The following is a 15,639-nucleotide window of genomic DNA, read 5'->3' on the forward strand; positions in this document are numbered from 1 at the left end:
TCAATAACAGATTCCCATATAGGGCAGGCGCCGTAAGCCAAAATCTAAAAATGCTGGTCTTCCTTGACACCGAGTTCACGGACTTTGCGAAGCATGGCCTTATCAGCCTTGCTTTGGTGGCAGAAGATGGATGCGAGTTTTATGCAGAGCGCGCCGACTACCGGCGTGAGGATTGCAGCGACTTTGTGTGCCAGGAGGTTTTGCCGCTGCTGGGGCGTGTACCCGGAGCCGCGTGCACACAACCAGAATTGACGGAACGACTGCGCACCTGGTTTGACTGCCTGCCTGAGCCCGCCACGCTCATTTTTGATTTTGAGGGTGATTGGCTGCTATTGGAAGACGCCTGGTTGGGTGCATCCCATCGGCAAGCTCCACCCAATGTGGGTGATAAATTGCATCTCGCCAGTCACATCATCACCCATCCTGTATTTGAAAAAGCGCTCAATGCTGTGTATTCAAATGACTGGCCCCCGCACCATGCGCTGGCTGATGCGCGAGGACTGATGGCCGGTTACAGGGCCTGGAAGGTCTTCATGGAACCCATCAGGAGGATTCAATAAATGGACCGCCTCTTTGTTGACACTGAATTCACCGGATTAACCCCGGACGCCAAGCTTATGTCCATCGGCTTGGTGGACGAATCGGGTGAACACAAGTTCTACGCCGAACCGTCCGATACATGGAAACCCTCCGACGCGAGTGAATTCACCCAAAGAGAAGTCATTCCTCACCTTGAAGGCGGTGCATCCCGCCTCTCCATGGTCACACTAAAGAAGCACCTCGCAGCGTGGATCAAGGGATTGCGTGTGCCCATGATGCTGGCAACAGACTCATTGCAATCTGACTGGCTCTGGATTGAAACCCTTTTGAAGCAGCGTTGGCCGCAAAACCTTGCCCGCGATTCATTGCTGCTGACGACGGATTACCTGTACGCATTCGATGCATTTGAGGCGGCGCGTGAAGCGGCGTTTGCCAGCGGACTACGTCGCCACCATGCCCTGGACGATGCCTTGGCCAACCGACAAGCTTGGTACACATCAGGCGGTGACATTCGGGACGAGGGCGGGTTGCCTATGCTCAAAGCGCGTCTGCGCAAGGATGCAGAAGAGGTCAAAGCCGGACGCCGTGATCCTCGCAGCCTTCTGGCGGTCGGGAAGGGGGATCTAAAAGGCGCGCGTCTCACACTCAACCCGAAATCCGAATTCAAGTGGGATGGTGGCGGCTGGTGATGTAAGTGGTTGGACATTTCCGCCCGTAGTACCCAACGCCTGATGGCATTCAGTGTCGCCATGCTTATCAATTCTAAATTCCACCTGCTTTAAAAAATAGCAAGGTAGGGCCAGATCAGCTCACTTGCCCGACGGGCTGAGTTCAGCCGTTTTCACAGTACCGCCTGTATACTGTTCTTTTGTACAGTATATTTTCTAGCATGATTTTGTCCATCAGCTCAGTGATTCGGCTGGGCGCTGCGTCGTGTCCGCAATTGAGCGGCAAGCGGAATTGCTGCGCACTTCAAGGGATGCCCAGGAGCAACTCAGTGCCCTGAAGTACCTTGTGCACTTGGTAGGTGATGTGCACCAGCCATTGCATGCCGGCTGGGGAGACGACCGTGGAGGCAACTCCTATCAGTTGCAGGCCTTCATGCGCGGCAGCAACCTGCATGCTTTCTGGGATACAGGAATGATCCGTTACTTTGAAAGCAAAGATGTGCGGTGGGATGACTCGTTGCTACAAAGTGCCAAGGGAATTAGTCAAAGCTGGAGTGCGAAGCAAGCTGCAGAAGAGTCCTGCCGCATCGTGGCCGAGGAGGGCTTCTACCCATCCCGTACTGTGGGCGCCGAGTACGCCAAGCAATATGAGGCAACACTACGACAGCGCTTGGTGCAGGCGGGTAGCCGGCTGGCGCAGCTTCTTAATGGAGTGTGGCCATGAGCGAGGCGTCATAGTGCTTGAAATCAGTACGACACCCGCACCTAGGTTGCATGCAGCAACAAAATTACAGGTCACCCGGTAAGCCGCTCATTTCTATTGAAGTTGATTAAATGTCCGTTAAAGAAATACTAGAAAAAATTGCCTTTGCAGTCGCCAGAATCGAGAAGCTAAAAGCTGTGCTTCTCTGGTTTCTCTCTTCCAGTCTTCGAAGACTACTGGCAGTAGCATTGATATGTTGTATTCCTCTCGGAATGGTGCTCTATCTGTACGTCATGCAAAAAGGCAGTTGGGAGCAAACCAAGGTTCGTTTGAATGACGTTGAGTATTTAGTAAAGGAGAACGGGTACAAGGTTGCGCTGGACGCGCTTACTCTTTGCATCGAATCAACAAAAGAAAAGCTACCTCTTAGCAAGTGGTACTGCGAAGATGCGACACTTAAATTTCAACAGCATTCATTGCATCAGCCGCCGGAGCGCGTTGAAAAGCTAGTTCAAAAATCAGCCTATGGAGCCATGAGGAATGATGTTTCTCATTACATAAGATCCATTCCTGTAGACCGTGCACTTCATGCCCCTGATTCAAAGGAGGAGCAACTCCTCAAGTTTGTTTTTGACAACACGATGTTCGGAATATGGGTGACGCTAGTCGTCACGTTGTTGATGGGAAGTACCTATTTATTGCTTTGGCATTTACCAAGAAAGCTGTACCCACCTTCAAGTCTTCCATCCCTTCCTCTTGAGAAGTGAGGGCCCGGCCTCCCTGGGAGTGAAACTGAAAACAAAGATGATGCAATGAAAGATGATGTGCAGTCAGGCTACAAGCCCGCGCAGGACGAAGTCTTGAGAACCCTGGGTCTTGCTGTCCTTGCCGGGCAAAGTATCGAGCGATTGATGAGTAGTTGCTTGACGTTTCCACTACGCGACCAGCCTCTACAGACGGTCGAGCAGCTCAATGCGTTGCTCGGGAGGCGTTCAAAAGCCACGCTTGGACAACTGCTGACAACACTGCGAAAAAGGGTGGACTTACACCCCACCTTCGACCACCAATTCGAGCGCTTTCTCGACAATCGAAACCTCATCGCACATCGACTGCACGATCTACCAGGCGGCCTTGACCTACATTCTGAAGAAGGCCGCGCGAAGCTGAAGGCGTTCCTGCTGCAGTTCCTTGAGGACGGTGAAGCCCTGTCCATGGTGTTCCTTGGCCTAATCCGCGAATGGACACGACAGGCGGGAATAGATTTGCCCGGTGCGCATCACCTGAATCAGCGGATGGTTGACCATCTCGACACCCATGTCGTACCGAATCTGGACGAATTGTTCAGGTCCAAGAATCAGAACACAGTGTCGTAACGTTGTCGGCCACACGATCGATTGGATATCCGCCTTTATTGAGGCGTTCCGTTGATGTTCTCCAACTTAAACTCCGCTTCAAAAGCTGCGCGAAATCCCGTGCGAACCTGTGCAGGAGCTCCCTTGATGTACGCAAGGGCCTTGGCCAAGGTGTCAGCATCGACCCCCTTGAGATACTCAATAGCAGCTGCTGAATCAACAGGTGCCATGCCATCTTGAGCAGCGAACCTCGGGCGAAGAGCGGTCCAGACAACTGCATCAATGTTCCGAGCTGCCGCCCATGACGCGATGCGATCAGCTCCAACAGCATGTCGAGGGGAGGGGCCCGGCCACAGTCCAATCGCGTGGATGGGTGAGCCCTCTCTTTCAGCGAGAGCTGATTGCGCGTCTTTCGGTAACTGGTAGTCCACCTCAGTCCAGAGCGTTGGCACCGTTTGAGCACCAGGAGTCAAGACAAGCGTCAACCGACCGTTTTTCGAGACTCTTGCGAACTCGATGGCAAGTTCGGGGCCATCGGACTTCCAGTCACCAATACAACGGAGTACGCCGGGATCCCAGACCAAGGAGCCCCAACCAATACAAGCGATCATTCTTTGCCTCACAAATTAAATGCGACAACATCCGTGAGCTGGGAGAAGGCGCTGAATAGCTGTTAAGGGGGAACGCCGACAACAACTTCCTCGGGACTGAACCACTCTTCCTGAAGTACGAAGTTTTGCACTCGGCCTGGGGCTGAAGAATATGCAACGAGTGCGAGACTTTCCTTTGCCCGGCTTGCCGTCACATAGAACAGTCGCTTGGTGCTTTCAACGGTTTTTTCGCCCGCAGCTTTACCGCCAAACAGGTCTTCGTATTTAAACAAAAACCCCCTAGCTTCGGTGTCATCCATGATGACCATGACCCGATCAAACTCAAGCCCTTTCACGCCTTGATGCGTGTCGAAATGCGCGTCCCCCGAGAGGTACTCCATCATTGGTCCGATCTGAGAGAACGGTGCATTTAAGAAGGCTTGAATGGCAAGCGCTCGTTCGGTCTGCCGGTCCTCGCGTTCATCCTTATCGGAAGCAGCGGCTTCAGCACTTGCCTCTGACGCGCTGGCTTGAAGGGCTTCAGGAATTTCGAGGAGATTGTGTTCTGCGACGCAGCGCAGGACTTGAAGCAAAGTTGGATTTGCGCCATCTTTCCAAAGCTCCATCAATACGTCAACGGAAGCATTGACTTGCTTGAGGTGTTCCTGGGTGTCTTTGGCCTTGCGCAAAGCCTCTTGAGTGAGGCGCGGGGAATAGGCTTTGGCAATGCGAGCGACAGAAAAGTGATCATTGTTCCGCTTAGCATTCACGAGCGAAAGCACTTGGTCTGAGAAAAATCGCGATACGGGCAGGGTGCCTTCGAGGAAGCTGGTACGCCAGCCCTCCACGTCATAGAGCGGAGAGAATGCTTCAAGGAAGCCCAAACGTGATGCTGCCATCCGATGCTCAAGTGTGAGGGTCTTGATCGCCTTGGGTTCGTTCCACTTTTCATCACCCGTCGTCCTCGACATATAAGCTGCGATCTTCTGCTCAATGGCGGGCTTGTCTAGCAAATCACTCGGCAGAATGAAGAGACGTACGACGCCATCAACAGCGGCGGCGATGGGTTGCTGACGCTGTTGGTCTGTCGAGCTACGGACCTTGTTGATCAGCGCGATGACGCGTTTTGGGCAACGGTAATTGAGCTGCTTACCGGGTGTCGCCCAATCTGGAGGGAGTCCTTGCCCCAGGCCTTCTTTCCCGTCGTTATAGATGCGCTGCATCATGTCACCGAGGAGGCCAAGAAGGAACTTGTCTTTAAATTTGGCTTGAACTTCGAAGAGCGCATCGATCAGATGCTTGTTGGTGTCCTGGCTTTCGTCGATGAGCAGGATGGGGTAGCGGCCCGTGAGGATACTCTGCATAGCAGGTTTAGTCTGAAGAAAATGCGCCGTCAGTTGCAAGACTTCAGCATGATTCAAAGCATCACGCCCGCGATTGTCCCCGGTCGGGCTGTACGTAAATGACTTGACGTTTGGCAGGTTTTGGAGGCGCTTAGTTTTCGACTCAATTTTTCTGAGACGATCCGTCGATGCCTTCGTCCCCTTTCGACCCTTGGCTTCATCCACGTTCAGTTTCGCGATGTCTTCCACCAGATCAACTTGCAGCCATTCACGAATGTCATGGTTAAGGCCTTCGATCAGAGACCAGGCGAAGCTATGAATTGTGCGAACATCGATCAGCGGATCAAACAGCAGCCGTCTTTTGATTTCGTCACTGGCCGCATTCGTGAAAGTGATGACCCCGACACGCTTTCCTTTGATCCGGAGACGCTCACTCAGAGTCCTCTGCACGTGCTGTAGCGCAGTCACAAGGGAGCGTGTCTTCCCAGAACCTGCTCCAGCAAAAAGGAAGAAACTCTTCGGAGTGTCCAGATTCAAGCAAGCCGCGATTTCTTCATCAACATGAGCATCAGCGGTATCCGCGCTGGCAACGGTTGCCTGGGGACTCATGCGGCTGCTTTCGCAGTTACGGCAGCGCTTTCCAACACCTTCGCTGGTTCAGGGGCCTTGCCTGAGATACCATCTTCCTTGCGCTTAAGCTGCGCCGCCAGCCAGAGCAATCCATTGTCAATGTATGTCGGGACTTTCATCGTATCGATCTCGTCGCTGTCGAGAAGATCCATAGTGAATTCAGCCTTACCGCCTTTTGCCAAGTCAGCAATCATTCGCGCGGCGAGATCGCCGAGATCAGCGGCCGCATCAAGGCTTTTACGAATCCGCCCCATCAGGCCCGTCCCCTCCATTTTCTGGAACAGGGCTAGGTTTTCATAGACCAAAGCATCTTCAAACGTATTGGCAAGTGCCTCTTTCTCATCCTTGGATTTGAACTTGGCTGCGATGGGCTGCTGGTACGCGACGCGAATGCCATAGCCGCTTGGGTCGTTAAGGACGATCTCTTCGGGCTTTTTGTCGAGCAGTGTGTCAAGGTCTTCTGTCGCAGGAACCCAAGTCTTAAGCGTCTCATTGCGGGCCTTGAGACTTGCACCTCGCACAGGGGGGACCGCCGCTCCAGTCGTATCCTTTGCGTCAAGATCTGTAATGATCAGGGTGTTCAATCCAAGTTGCTCAAGCAACGACTTCAATCTGTGTGCGTGACTTCCGCCGATCTCAAGCCAGGTGATGTAGCAACGGCGCAGGTATTCGTATTGATCACGCTTGCGAACAAAGTGCGGGACAAGAATGCGTTCGGCAGGCCCTTCAACTAACACAACGCCATCGGCAAAGAACAGGTCGCAGTGCGTTGCTTTGAGATATCGCTTGACGAAGCGGCTCGTTTCGTCCTTGCTTCCAAAGGTCTCGGACAGATTGACTACGCATGACACAGGCACGGAGCCGCCCACCGCCTTGACGGGAAGCCGCCGAAAATACCGCAAGGAAGCGAAGTGAGCCTCATGCGCGAGATGGCTTGAGTGTGTGCTGACGACAAGCTGCGTGCAAAAATCTTTTGCGCCCTTGAGCTTGTCGTGTTTGCGCAAAACGTCATAGGCTTGCTTGATGAAAACTTGTTGGACCTGCGCATGCAAATGCGCCTCTGGCTCTTCAATCAGGACCAAATGAAGCGGAGGAGTGAGAACTCCTTCGGGGTCGGTTGACTTGGAAGCCTTGCCAACCTTCATCCACTTGTCGCGGAAGCTCATCAACGCGAAGACGATTGAGACCAGATTCTGGTATCCAAGTCCATTTGAGTCTTCAGGAAGACGGTGTGCAAAACCGCCCGCTTCCTTGAGGTGTGTGGGGACTTCGTACTGAACCGCAGATGCGTGGTTCAAGCCGTCGATTGGTTGGATACTTGTCGTGATTGTGAGCTTCGGATCAGTGACCCCGGGATAGCCAATGTCCTCAAGCTCTTTCAGAGCCGTTGAAAAGCTGGTCGCTAGACGCTTGCCAAAAGCGGCTTGGGCGCTATGGAGTGCTTGCAAAGCCTCCATGTCCTTCGGCTCGGGCTGATCGAACGGATCCAGATGTTGACTGTAATAGTTTCGAAGCTGGCTGGACAGCTTCTTGCCGCCCCGCGAGCCCCCATCTTCCTGTGGATCGTCCCCTCGATTTGAGGCTTTAACAAATCCAAATCCACGTTGTGCGCTGATCTCATCAATACGAATGATTTTCTTGAACGGGTCTCCTTCGATTGGCTCACTGCCAACTGGAAGGGCTTGAGGAGAAGCAATACCTTTTATCGGTATCGCAAGTTTTACAGGATCAAGAAGATACGCTCTAACCTCAAAGGAAGACCGTAGTCGGAGCGACAGGTAGTCCATCATTGACTTCGGCCACAAAGCGAATCCTTCCGCTTGAGGCGTTGTAATGGCGGAGCCCTCTGCCGAAGCCAGCGCAGCACCCATGACCGATGCTGCGGCAAGCTTGGCCGCCAGGTATTCTTGCTTTAGGGCAGCTATGTCCTTGGGTTCGTAGCGCAGACGAACGCCGATATATTCCCCTGCCCAATTAAGAGAGGGAAGGATTTTCTGAACATAGTGAAGATCCTCTGTCGGGACATTCAACCAGATATCGAGGTGCGGCAGAATGCCACCCCAATCGAACTCTGAATCTTCCTTTCCGGCAACAGGCGTCTCCCATTCGGCGGCCATCGCATCAAGCTTGGCCCAGTTGGACAAGGTGAAGTCATTGATCGAAAAGTCAGTTCGATCAATAAGGAAGTGACGAAGTGCGACCATGGCCGACGTCTTCCCACTGTTGTTCGCACCGACAAAAACCGTGGTTTCCTCCGCGAAGTCCACCCGAACGGCTTGAAGCTTCCGGAAATTACCGATCTCGACATGTTGAATGTGCATGATGTCTCCCTGTATGTCCAATTCGGAAAATCCTTGGTCAGCGAGCCGGCCTTCAAGAAGATTCTTTCCGTAGAGCATTGGATCTAACAAGATATTAAGACACGATCCTGTCGCCGCCTTGGCGCCTAGCCATTTGAATCTGCGTCCGCCGCCATTCCGAACGACATGAGTGACGACGGGAAGCTATTGTTGCCATGAGGACATTCACAGCAAGCAGTCCAACTTCCGCTTTAGGTCGAACGCCGCCATTGCGGGCCTGGCAATTGGGCGATCCTCACCAATGGCACTGCTCAAGACGAGCAGACTGGTCGGCAATTTCCGGGGAGACGATTGGTTATTTTTGGAGAATGCAACACGGAAACCATGCCCAACACGATTCATTTGGGCTCGAAAAATACCCAATGCCCCCGCCAAAGTCGGCTATCAAGACCCTTCATCGCAAGGCGTAGTGCCTCCTGAGGACCGCGAAGATTGCGTGCTGAACCGCGATGGGGAACAAAGAAAGGTTCGTCAACCCCTACGGCTCTGTCGGACCAAAATGGTGCCATGGTGTTCAACGCCATCTCCACGGCAGGTCTCAAGTAACGACTCAGGATGGGATTGCACTGGGCAGGCGCAACGATTCTCTGCAAGTCCGCACGCTTTACCTCCATGGCATCTTCCATACTCATTTGACCCAAGATGGCAATTCCTACGGTTACAACATTTCGCGCTCGGACAAAAAGCGCTGTTTCCCGCCGTGAGGTGCACTCACCCATATATCGCTGCAGTCCTGCAATCAGTTCCACGAGCTCGTCCACAGTGGCCGTTCTCCTCTTACTCAAGCGCGCCTGCACAGCTTTTGCCTCTCGCGACCCAACCATTCGCCCGACAGCTTCGGCATTGACTGGGCGCCCTTGGTGAGACAAGAGTTGAATGGCCATTTCGACGCGTGCCGCCGTAACTGAACGACCAGGCTGGCCCAAATGGTCATCAACTGTCCGCATGAACCAGCTCGGAGCAGTATCCCGTTCTTCTGAGAAGTCAACGGCCGTCAATTCGGTTTGATGCGCGAATTCAAGAAACCGGTTCGGCCAGTCATCCATCAACGACCAGGCGCTCGATATCAGTTTTCGCCGGCAACGAACATCAAGGCGATCAAATGAAGTTCGCTCTATCCCTTTTTGATTGAGCTCAGCGACTACACCGCCAAATGCCTCACTCCCCATAACTTTGCGTCGCGAGCGCGTCTTGAGTGCAACATTCATGATTCCTCGTACTCCCCCGAAAAATTCATGAATAGGCATTGCTTCCAATGGTCCGCTGGACCACGATGATTTCCCGGACGCAACAACCTGAGAACATGCGAGCAACTCGCTACCGTCTTCTGGGATTGATGGACTTTCACGCAAGTGGAAAAGACAGCGCGGGCATTGATCCAGATCTAGTTGTTTGAAAAAGAAACCCGATGCACTTGCGGCAGCGTAGGGCCAAGCCGGAAAGGAACAAGCAGGGCAGCGATCCAACATTTGCACCTGATGCAGGGGACAGGCCAAATTGACAGACAGTCGCCACGCTGCGCGAAAGTAGGGCTCCTCGTCATGCAAAAGACACTTAGGACAAAACATAGACCCCGCTCCGACGCCACTACGTGCGTATTGCAGAAGCACCACCCAGCGTGGGAAATTTAATCGTGCAGCAGAATTTTGGGCGGATAAAAGAGGATGTGCACGCAAACTCAACGCGGCAACCATGTCAGTACTTTTATCCACTTGTTGTGCAACCGCATCAAAAACTTGACTCCGGCTCTGAAGGTCAGGATCTGTACGCCGCAATTCCGGATGGAACACTGGAAACAGCCGATATCCATTGCGCATCCATATTCGCTGCCGATAGCTGGACAACGACTCCCCTGCAAGCGGTTCCCCACGGATAAGGAGCATGCCGTCGACTCTTTGAGAAGCTACTCTCGAACAATGCAGACTTCGCGCATGGACACCCGATCAGTATTCCAAATCGGTGTCTCGCCCATCCGCAAAGCAAGCACATTGGCCATCAACAACGACATCGGGTCTCCCCGTGGGGGAGGTTCACGACCAGTCGTCTCAATAATTGCTTCTGCCGAAAGCGTGTTCCACGCCGTCTCCCAGCGCTGTCCGACAGGGGGATAAATCCGGGCCATTTCTGGATCTTCATGAACCGAGCGAGGCAAGTGTTCACGCCAGAAATGCCGCCAAGTTGACAGCAACCTTCCGTGAATGCTGATGAGGCTAGATTGCTCCAGTTCATAGTGCAGATGCTTTATTCCCAAAGGGATCTGGGTCGCAACTGCTTTATAGAGGCTGAGCACCTTGCTATCCGCAAACCTTGGCCTGGCCAAAGCAAGTTCAAAACCGCATTCACATTGCGCATAGGAACCACAACCGTACCGCAGTTCTACACGGCACGCCGGGCATTCACTCACGGGTGCACATCCGTGCACTAGGCAGTATTCCAAATAGGGATGCTTCTCCGTGTTCAGACTATCAGGGTGCTCATCGCTGATGCATAGTGGGCAAATTTGACGGCCTGGACGGCTAACCTTTGCCCCGAAGGAACGCCCGATCGCAGCCAAGCCTTCATGAAATATGCCGTATTGCACCGGAGGTCGGAACAGGTCCTCTTCAACCCTAGTCTTCTGATGCTGCCGGAAGACAGAGCGCGCGATGCGGGGATAGTTTGTTCGATTTAGATACGCCAATCGAAACAAATAGGCCACCGACAATTCCCACTTGTGCTTCCCCGGCCTCACAAATAGCTCAGTAAATGGCATGGTTGTCTCCATCCAATGGACTCGGCATATAGGGCTCTCCGACTTCAACTAGGCGGCGCATCTCAAACTTTGACGAAAAAGGATTGTTTGCCTGGTCTGCACTAGCGTAGATCGTTTCGCGGAAAGCAGTGGAAATCAAATTCAAATTGCATGGCGCATCTTCAGAATGGAGGACACGTATGCCATCAATCAAGTCCACCAGATTTCTAAAGATTCCGTCGGTGGCGTAAAAGAAGCGTTCGACCAAGTTTTCGCTGATCAGAAAGCGTCTGGTAGCCTCGGAGAAGTCTTGGGTTAGTGTCGAAATAACAGTTTGGAAGTATCCAAATTCAGCAACGGTTCCCATGCGAAATGGGTGAAACGCTGCGGACGCTTTGAATCTGCCGCGCAACTGGTTATTTGCTTCAAATAACAACCTTGCCCGAGGTGCGCCTGCCATGATCACGGGAAGCCCTAGCTCCGATAATCGCTGCTTGAGTAAATCGGCCGTTGCCGAATAGGTAGAGAGTTTTCCTCTGTCAACAAAGTGCTGCACCTCATCAATGATGAGAAGCGTCACCCCGCATTTTTTGCACAACGTAATGAAGCGCTCCCAGAGTTGCGGAGCTGTCCCGGCGAGGTCCGAGCATCCAAGCCCTTTCAGCAAATTGATGGCCAGTTGCTTGCTGGTTGGCATCGCAGGCACCTCTGCATAGACAACGGGAATCTCGGTGTATTCGTCATGAATCACCCTGGGATGGGCATCGCGATAGCTAGTAAGCAAGGTCGTCTTGCCTACTCCAGAGACGCCGACTAAGCGCAGATTTTCTGGAAACCCTCTGCGACTGATTGATTGATGACAGCGTACGATCCGTGCAAGTACGGATTGGTACAGGGGGTGTTCCATCACACCCTGGCGAGCCTTTGTGGTGGCCGTGCTCATACAGACCTCCATGGCGAAGTTGCTGAGTGAACACCCGTGATGGGAAATGCAGGTAGCTCCCCTTCATATATTGCCTTGCGACCTGACTCTGTTGCGGGCGCACTTGGGGGGAACGTTCCCAACGTTGGCAAAGACTCGGAATTCGGCTTAGGATTGCGCACGCCCTGTTTTGGCAACTTCTTTTTTCCGGAACGCGTTTTTGACTTTGCGGTTGGCGACTCTTCCCGCGAATCATCGTCCTCCATCGCAATTTGCGGTTGCTGCAGTTTCTTGGGCGTCAAGACCTCAACGTCCGTGGTCCAACCAAGCAGCTTCAATGCCTTCTTGCGAGCACGCTGTGTTTTGGCTCGAAGCAAGAGCTCGGCCATACTTTTCATCAGTTGACGTGCTTCCACGACACTAATCACGTTGCCTTTGTGGGCCTCTTCACGTTGAATTTTGTGGACCAACGCTAACTGGAATTCGCTCAAGTCGCGAGTTTCAGGATTCGAGTTCATAACTTCGATCCATGTTTCCATGGAGTCGTCATAGACCCAAATTTTTTCCAACTTGTCGGGGCGATAGCGCACTTTGACTTTGATGTAATCATCAAATTGCCGCAGGCGTCGAATATTTTGTAGCGCGGGGTTATTGAAAGTCCGCTCACCGCAGATCTCTATGCCGTAGTGGAAGATCGTGCGCACTTCAGTCTCGCTGCATAGAACATCGAGTAAATGCATATCGGATGGCAATGCCACTTGCGTTAGATCAAACGCTTGCTCCCACGCTTTATGTGGCGTTGTCTTGATGCCACGATGCTTTTCTTGATGGTAAACATCCACGACCCATATATGCAAAATATGACGCAAGGTCTGGAGGTCAATGACTGCATATTCAGAGGGGTCATTGCCAGTGACTCGGTTATACAGCTGCGTCAGAGTTGCGCCTGGCAATGTCGCCATAAGGTCCGTGTTCAAACGCTTTATGACTCGCTCAACGCGCCCCTTAAACCAAGGCTTCTTCCGAGGGCAGTAGATAAGATCAATCCCCAGTGCTGCCATCGTTTCACGAAACGTCACACTATGGAACTCAGGCCCGTTGTCCAGCTTCAAATACCTTGGAAATCCCCAGCACGGCCAATCGTTTTTTACCTTGTCGTACGCTTCGTGAACATAGTCCTTGAGACTCACGGCCGACCGTAAGCATTCGAGCACGGTTTGAGTAGACGTGCCTTCAAACCCGACAGTGAATCCGACACAAGCACGCGTGGACCACTCAATGAACAGGGTAATACGTGGGCGCCCGAGCACTAGCCCGCGTTCCGGGTCCACCACCATCAGGTCCAGCACCGTGTGGTCTACCTCGACACACTCCATGAATCCCCATTCCTCAGGATTGCGCCCTGAACTGCGGAATTTCAGATCCGCCGCGTCTTTGCCATGGCGCGAGGCATAAAGGTCATAGGCAGGCTTACTCTTAATCCAGCGTTTGAATGTGTTCAGTGATGGGGGCCGAAGTTGGTTTTCTTTGGGTCGGAATTCGTTTAGCTTCGCGATATTTGCACACAGTTTTTCGAAGCATTTCTGCGCACATATCTTTTCCGTAGTCATGTACTCGTTGAAGACCACTTCATCCATCTGCAACTGAATCTCTTCAGTAGCCCTGCAGCCCCCCTTGCCGCCACGCGCATCGAACCGTGGGATCAATGTGGAGGCATTCTGATTGGAGAAGTAAGACTTGTCCCGCCACCGGAGAAGTGTTCGAGCACACGGCGGACGCTCCAGCCCAACACGTTCGGCAGCAGCTTTCACAACCCGCATGAAATTCTCATCATCGTCACGCAAACGCACGCCCGCTTGATCAAGGGATTTCAGTATTTCTCTTCTCTGAAATCCTCGTTGAATTGCAATATCTGAGTGATGAGCTACGAGTTTGACTCGGCGATATTCTTTTTTGTGCGGTCTTTTTCCGCGCTCCTTGCGCCTCGGGCACGCGCTCAGGTTGCCACTTGAATGATGGCCCAGTAGGGCCCGCAACGTCAGCGTTTTCTCAATGTTGTCGTCTGTGCGCAAGTGCACCCGGTCGTTATCTGAAACTCCCACTACCGTGTGCTCCTTGCCCATGAGCATGACGCCATTGCCCGGTGCGAATGTAATTGCTTGCATCGAAGATCTCCTTAAATTGAGTGAATAGAGGTGTGGCTGCTACCAGTGGTTTATGGATATCAAAATGCATCAGTCCGTGGGCAAGAGCGGCGACCGCGTATTGGCCTCCGATGAGGGCAACGAGTTCTGCGAAAGGTGTTCGGGCAAGTGGCAGCTATCTGCTTGCGATCCTCCTCTCTCTTCGCGCGGGGATACTGGACCGTGCCTGCAGGGCGATGCAGCATTCGGAGGTTGTCCTGAACCGCCGTACACGGTTGCACCTCATTCGGCAATTCAATGAAATGCATACCGCAGCTCAGCAGGTAAAGCGATATCGCACAATGCTTCCATTGCACTTCCACTTGCTGGAGAACTTGAAGTGGCTTGCATTCAATAACCCAAATGCTGCCTTCTCCCCGTAAGGCCGCCACGTCAGGCGTATATAGAAAGGGGCCGTCTTCGCTTGGAATCTCAAACTGTGCTGGTTGACTGAGCAACCCAAGAGTCCCATATGAAGCATCCAGCGCCTCTATGGCAGTTCGCTCTTCGGGCGTCTCCCAGGGCATTGGCGTCTGGAAACGATGGGAGTGATGTATGCCTCGGACTCGAGCCCCGCTGCGGGTCACCAGATTCCGTGGTTTATTGCGAGACTGAGGCGCGAGCGCACTCAACCGCTCCTGCAATTTGTTTTGCATGATCGATCCTTTACGAACGTCCGTCGCGAGTCGCAACCGAGCAGACTCGCACTTGGTTCAATTTGTGGGTTTGAGCGCAGCAGACATGAGTAGTCCCTGGCCTATCCGCCATTGGTCTACTAACTTAAAACTGCCGATTTTTTGGGGTTAGAACACCCATCGCCTGCATTGAGCCGGACGATCAGAAGCGAAAGTGCGGGGGGTTGTCTTGACCTAGGGATCGCGTTGCACGATACTGACTTATCACTGGTTAGTATCAATCGCTCCGGCGATTACATAGACGGGACAAGCCGCCAAGGTTTGTCCCGTTTTACATTTCAGCCTCCTGTTTACTACGCCGTCTTAGGCGGGTTGCCTGGTAACGTGGGCGCTGCGCAACTTGATCCTCGACATTGAGCATCTGGTACATAGCATCCAATAGTGCTGGGTGAATCCGCTCTAGCTTGCCCCACAGGGCATTGCAAAATAGATACGTCTTGGTTGATGATTCCGGTGGCAACACAAACCGTCTCCTGGAGGCCTTCAGCGCAAGCTCCATTTGCTGGCACTCATCGACACTTAGTTCCATCACGATTTCCAGCTTTTTCAAGAATTCTTGACTTGGACTCTTGGTACTCAGCTCGATTGATGAAACATACGCCTGCTCATACCCAATTGAATGCGCCATTTCAAGCTGTGTCATTCCTGCTTGCAGACGTAGGTCTCGTAAATAGATCGCTATGGGGCTGCTCATTGAAACCTAGTCGTGGGAGTATGTGGGGGGGTTTTTGGCAGTCTATTTCAATCGGATCGCGAGCGGGAAATTATGATTTCATGCATATGCACGAGCCTGCCTTCACTCAGATAGCAAGGCACTTGACTGACTTCGCTTTAGGTGATTTTTTAGCGCGAAAGGAAGTCAAAAGACGGCATTCCAAACTAACGAAGTCCCGACTTTTGCGGCAAAAGTATTGAAGACAGC

The 15,639-nt window shown here is 52.7% G+C and carries 12 protein-coding genes and 2 pseudogenes; 5 read left to right on the plus strand and 9 right to left on the minus strand.

Annotation, left to right across the window (positions count from 1 at the left end):
• The first annotated feature begins 50 nt into the window (after window positions 1-50).
• The 5 genes and pseudogenes from AC1RNN_RS12950 (at window position 51) to AC1RNN_RS12970 (ending at window position 3,284) form a co-directional block, all read left to right on the plus strand.
• The gene (locus tag AC1RNN_RS12950; RefSeq protein ID WP_493089705.1) at window positions 51-560 is read left to right on the plus strand and encodes a hypothetical protein; all 510 of its coding nucleotides are present in this window, start codon (window positions 51-53) and stop codon (window positions 558-560) included.
• The gene (locus tag AC1RNN_RS12955) at window positions 561-1,229 is read left to right on the plus strand and encodes a 3'-5' exoribonuclease domain-containing protein (RefSeq protein ID WP_493089704.1); all 669 of its coding nucleotides are present in this window, start codon (window positions 561-563) and stop codon (window positions 1,227-1,229) included.
• Window positions 1,230-1,458: 229 nt separating this feature from the next.
• A pseudogene (locus AC1RNN_RS12960) lies at window positions 1,459-1,932 on the plus strand (S1/P1 nuclease); the annotation flags it as partial.
• Window positions 1,933-2,042: 110 nt separating this feature from the next.
• Window positions 2,043-2,678: a hypothetical protein gene (locus AC1RNN_RS12965; RefSeq protein WP_493089703.1), complete on the plus strand. Its 636-nt coding sequence runs from the start codon at window positions 2,043-2,045 to the stop codon at window positions 2,676-2,678.
• Between the two features lie 45 nt (window positions 2,679-2,723).
• Entirely contained in the window at window positions 2,724-3,284 is a 561-nt protein-coding gene (locus AC1RNN_RS12970) for a hypothetical protein (RefSeq protein WP_493089702.1), read from the plus strand.
• Window positions 3,285-3,319: 35 nt separating this feature from the next.
• Here the strand turns inward: AC1RNN_RS12970 and AC1RNN_RS12975 are convergent, their stop codons facing one another.
• From AC1RNN_RS12975 to AC1RNN_RS13015, 9 genes and pseudogenes are all read right to left on the minus strand, one after another.
• On the minus strand, window positions 3,320-3,874 hold the full coding sequence (locus AC1RNN_RS12975) for a hypothetical protein (RefSeq protein ID WP_493089701.1): 555 nt from the start codon (window positions 3,872-3,874) through the stop codon (window positions 3,320-3,322).
• Window positions 3,875-3,936: 62 nt separating this feature from the next.
• On the minus strand, window positions 3,937-5,805 hold the full coding sequence (locus tag AC1RNN_RS12980; protein ID WP_493089700.1) for a UvrD-helicase domain-containing protein: 1,869 nt from the start codon (window positions 5,803-5,805) through the stop codon (window positions 3,937-3,939).
• The gene (locus AC1RNN_RS12985) at window positions 5,802-8,147 is read right to left on the minus strand and encodes an AAA family ATPase (RefSeq protein ID WP_493089699.1); all 2,346 of its coding nucleotides are present in this window, start codon (window positions 8,145-8,147) and stop codon (window positions 5,802-5,804) included. Before AC1RNN_RS12985 ends, AC1RNN_RS12980 begins: the two co-directional genes overlap by 4 nt.
• 377 nt (window positions 8,148-8,524) lie before the next feature.
• The gene (locus AC1RNN_RS12990) at window positions 8,525-9,394 is read right to left on the minus strand and encodes a hypothetical protein (protein ID WP_493089779.1); all 870 of its coding nucleotides are present in this window, start codon (window positions 9,392-9,394) and stop codon (window positions 8,525-8,527) included.
• A gap of 273 nt (window positions 9,395-9,667) precedes the next feature.
• Window positions 9,668-10,069, minus strand: a pseudogene (locus AC1RNN_RS12995) (TniQ family protein); the annotation flags it as partial.
• A 20-nt stretch (window positions 10,070-10,089) separates the two neighbouring features.
• On the minus strand, window positions 10,090-10,938 hold the full coding sequence (locus AC1RNN_RS13000; protein WP_493089698.1) for a hypothetical protein: 849 nt from the start codon (window positions 10,936-10,938) through the stop codon (window positions 10,090-10,092).
• Window positions 10,925-11,860 carry a TniB family NTP-binding protein gene (locus tag AC1RNN_RS13005; RefSeq protein WP_493089697.1) on the minus strand — a complete coding sequence of 312 codons (936 nt, stop codon included), beginning with the start codon at window positions 11,858-11,860 and terminating at the stop codon, window positions 10,925-10,927. The genes AC1RNN_RS13000 and AC1RNN_RS13005 overlap by 14 nt, the downstream gene beginning before the upstream one ends.
• A complete protein-coding gene (locus tag AC1RNN_RS13010; protein WP_493089696.1) occupies window positions 11,857-14,004 on the minus strand; it encodes a transposase family protein in 2,148 nt (715 codons plus the stop codon). Before AC1RNN_RS13010 ends, AC1RNN_RS13005 begins: the two co-directional genes overlap by 4 nt.
• Window positions 14,005-14,988: 984 nt before the next feature.
• The gene (locus AC1RNN_RS13015) at window positions 14,989-15,411 is read right to left on the minus strand and encodes a helix-turn-helix transcriptional regulator (RefSeq protein ID WP_493089695.1); all 423 of its coding nucleotides are present in this window, start codon (window positions 15,409-15,411) and stop codon (window positions 14,989-14,991) included.
• Window positions 15,412-15,639 lie beyond the last annotated feature (228 nt).

This window comes from Rhodoferax sp. GW822-FHT02D07, assembly GCF_058802405.1.

Excerpts from the sequence above, each read along its gene's own strand:
- AC1RNN_RS12950 (WP_493089705.1), top strand. The coding sequence starts at position 51 with ATGCTGGTCTTCCTTGACACCGAGTTCACGGACTTTGCGAAGCATGGC.
- AC1RNN_RS12955 (WP_493089704.1), top strand. The coding sequence starts at position 561 with ATGGACCGCCTCTTTGTTGACACTGAATTCACCGGATTAACCCCGGAC.
- AC1RNN_RS12965 (WP_493089703.1), top strand. The coding sequence starts at position 2,043 with ATGTCCGTTAAAGAAATACTAGAAAAAATTGCCTTTGCAGTCGCCAGA.
- AC1RNN_RS12970 (WP_493089702.1), top strand. The coding sequence starts at position 2,724 with ATGAAAGATGATGTGCAGTCAGGCTACAAGCCCGCGCAGGACGAAGTC.
- AC1RNN_RS12975 (WP_493089701.1), bottom strand. The coding sequence starts at position 3,874 with ATGATCGCTTGTATTGGTTGGGGCTCCTTGGTCTGGGATCCCGGCGTA.
- AC1RNN_RS12980 (WP_493089700.1), bottom strand. The coding sequence starts at position 5,805 with ATGAGTCCCCAGGCAACCGTTGCCAGCGCGGATACCGCTGATGCTCAT.
- AC1RNN_RS12985 (WP_493089699.1), bottom strand. The coding sequence starts at position 8,147 with ATGCACATTCAACATGTCGAGATCGGTAATTTCCGGAAGCTTCAAGCC.
- AC1RNN_RS12990 (WP_493089779.1), bottom strand. The coding sequence starts at position 9,394 with ATGAATGTTGCACTCAAGACGCGCTCGCGACGCAAAGTTATGGGGAGT.
- AC1RNN_RS13000 (WP_493089698.1), bottom strand. The coding sequence starts at position 10,938 with ATGCCATTTACTGAGCTATTTGTGAGGCCGGGGAAGCACAAGTGGGAA.
- AC1RNN_RS13005 (WP_493089697.1), bottom strand. The coding sequence starts at position 11,860 with ATGAGCACGGCCACCACAAAGGCTCGCCAGGGTGTGATGGAACACCCC.
- AC1RNN_RS13010 (WP_493089696.1), bottom strand. The coding sequence starts at position 14,004 with ATGCAAGCAATTACATTCGCACCGGGCAATGGCGTCATGCTCATGGGC.
- AC1RNN_RS13015 (WP_493089695.1), bottom strand. The coding sequence starts at position 15,411 with ATGAGCAGCCCCATAGCGATCTATTTACGAGACCTACGTCTGCAAGCA.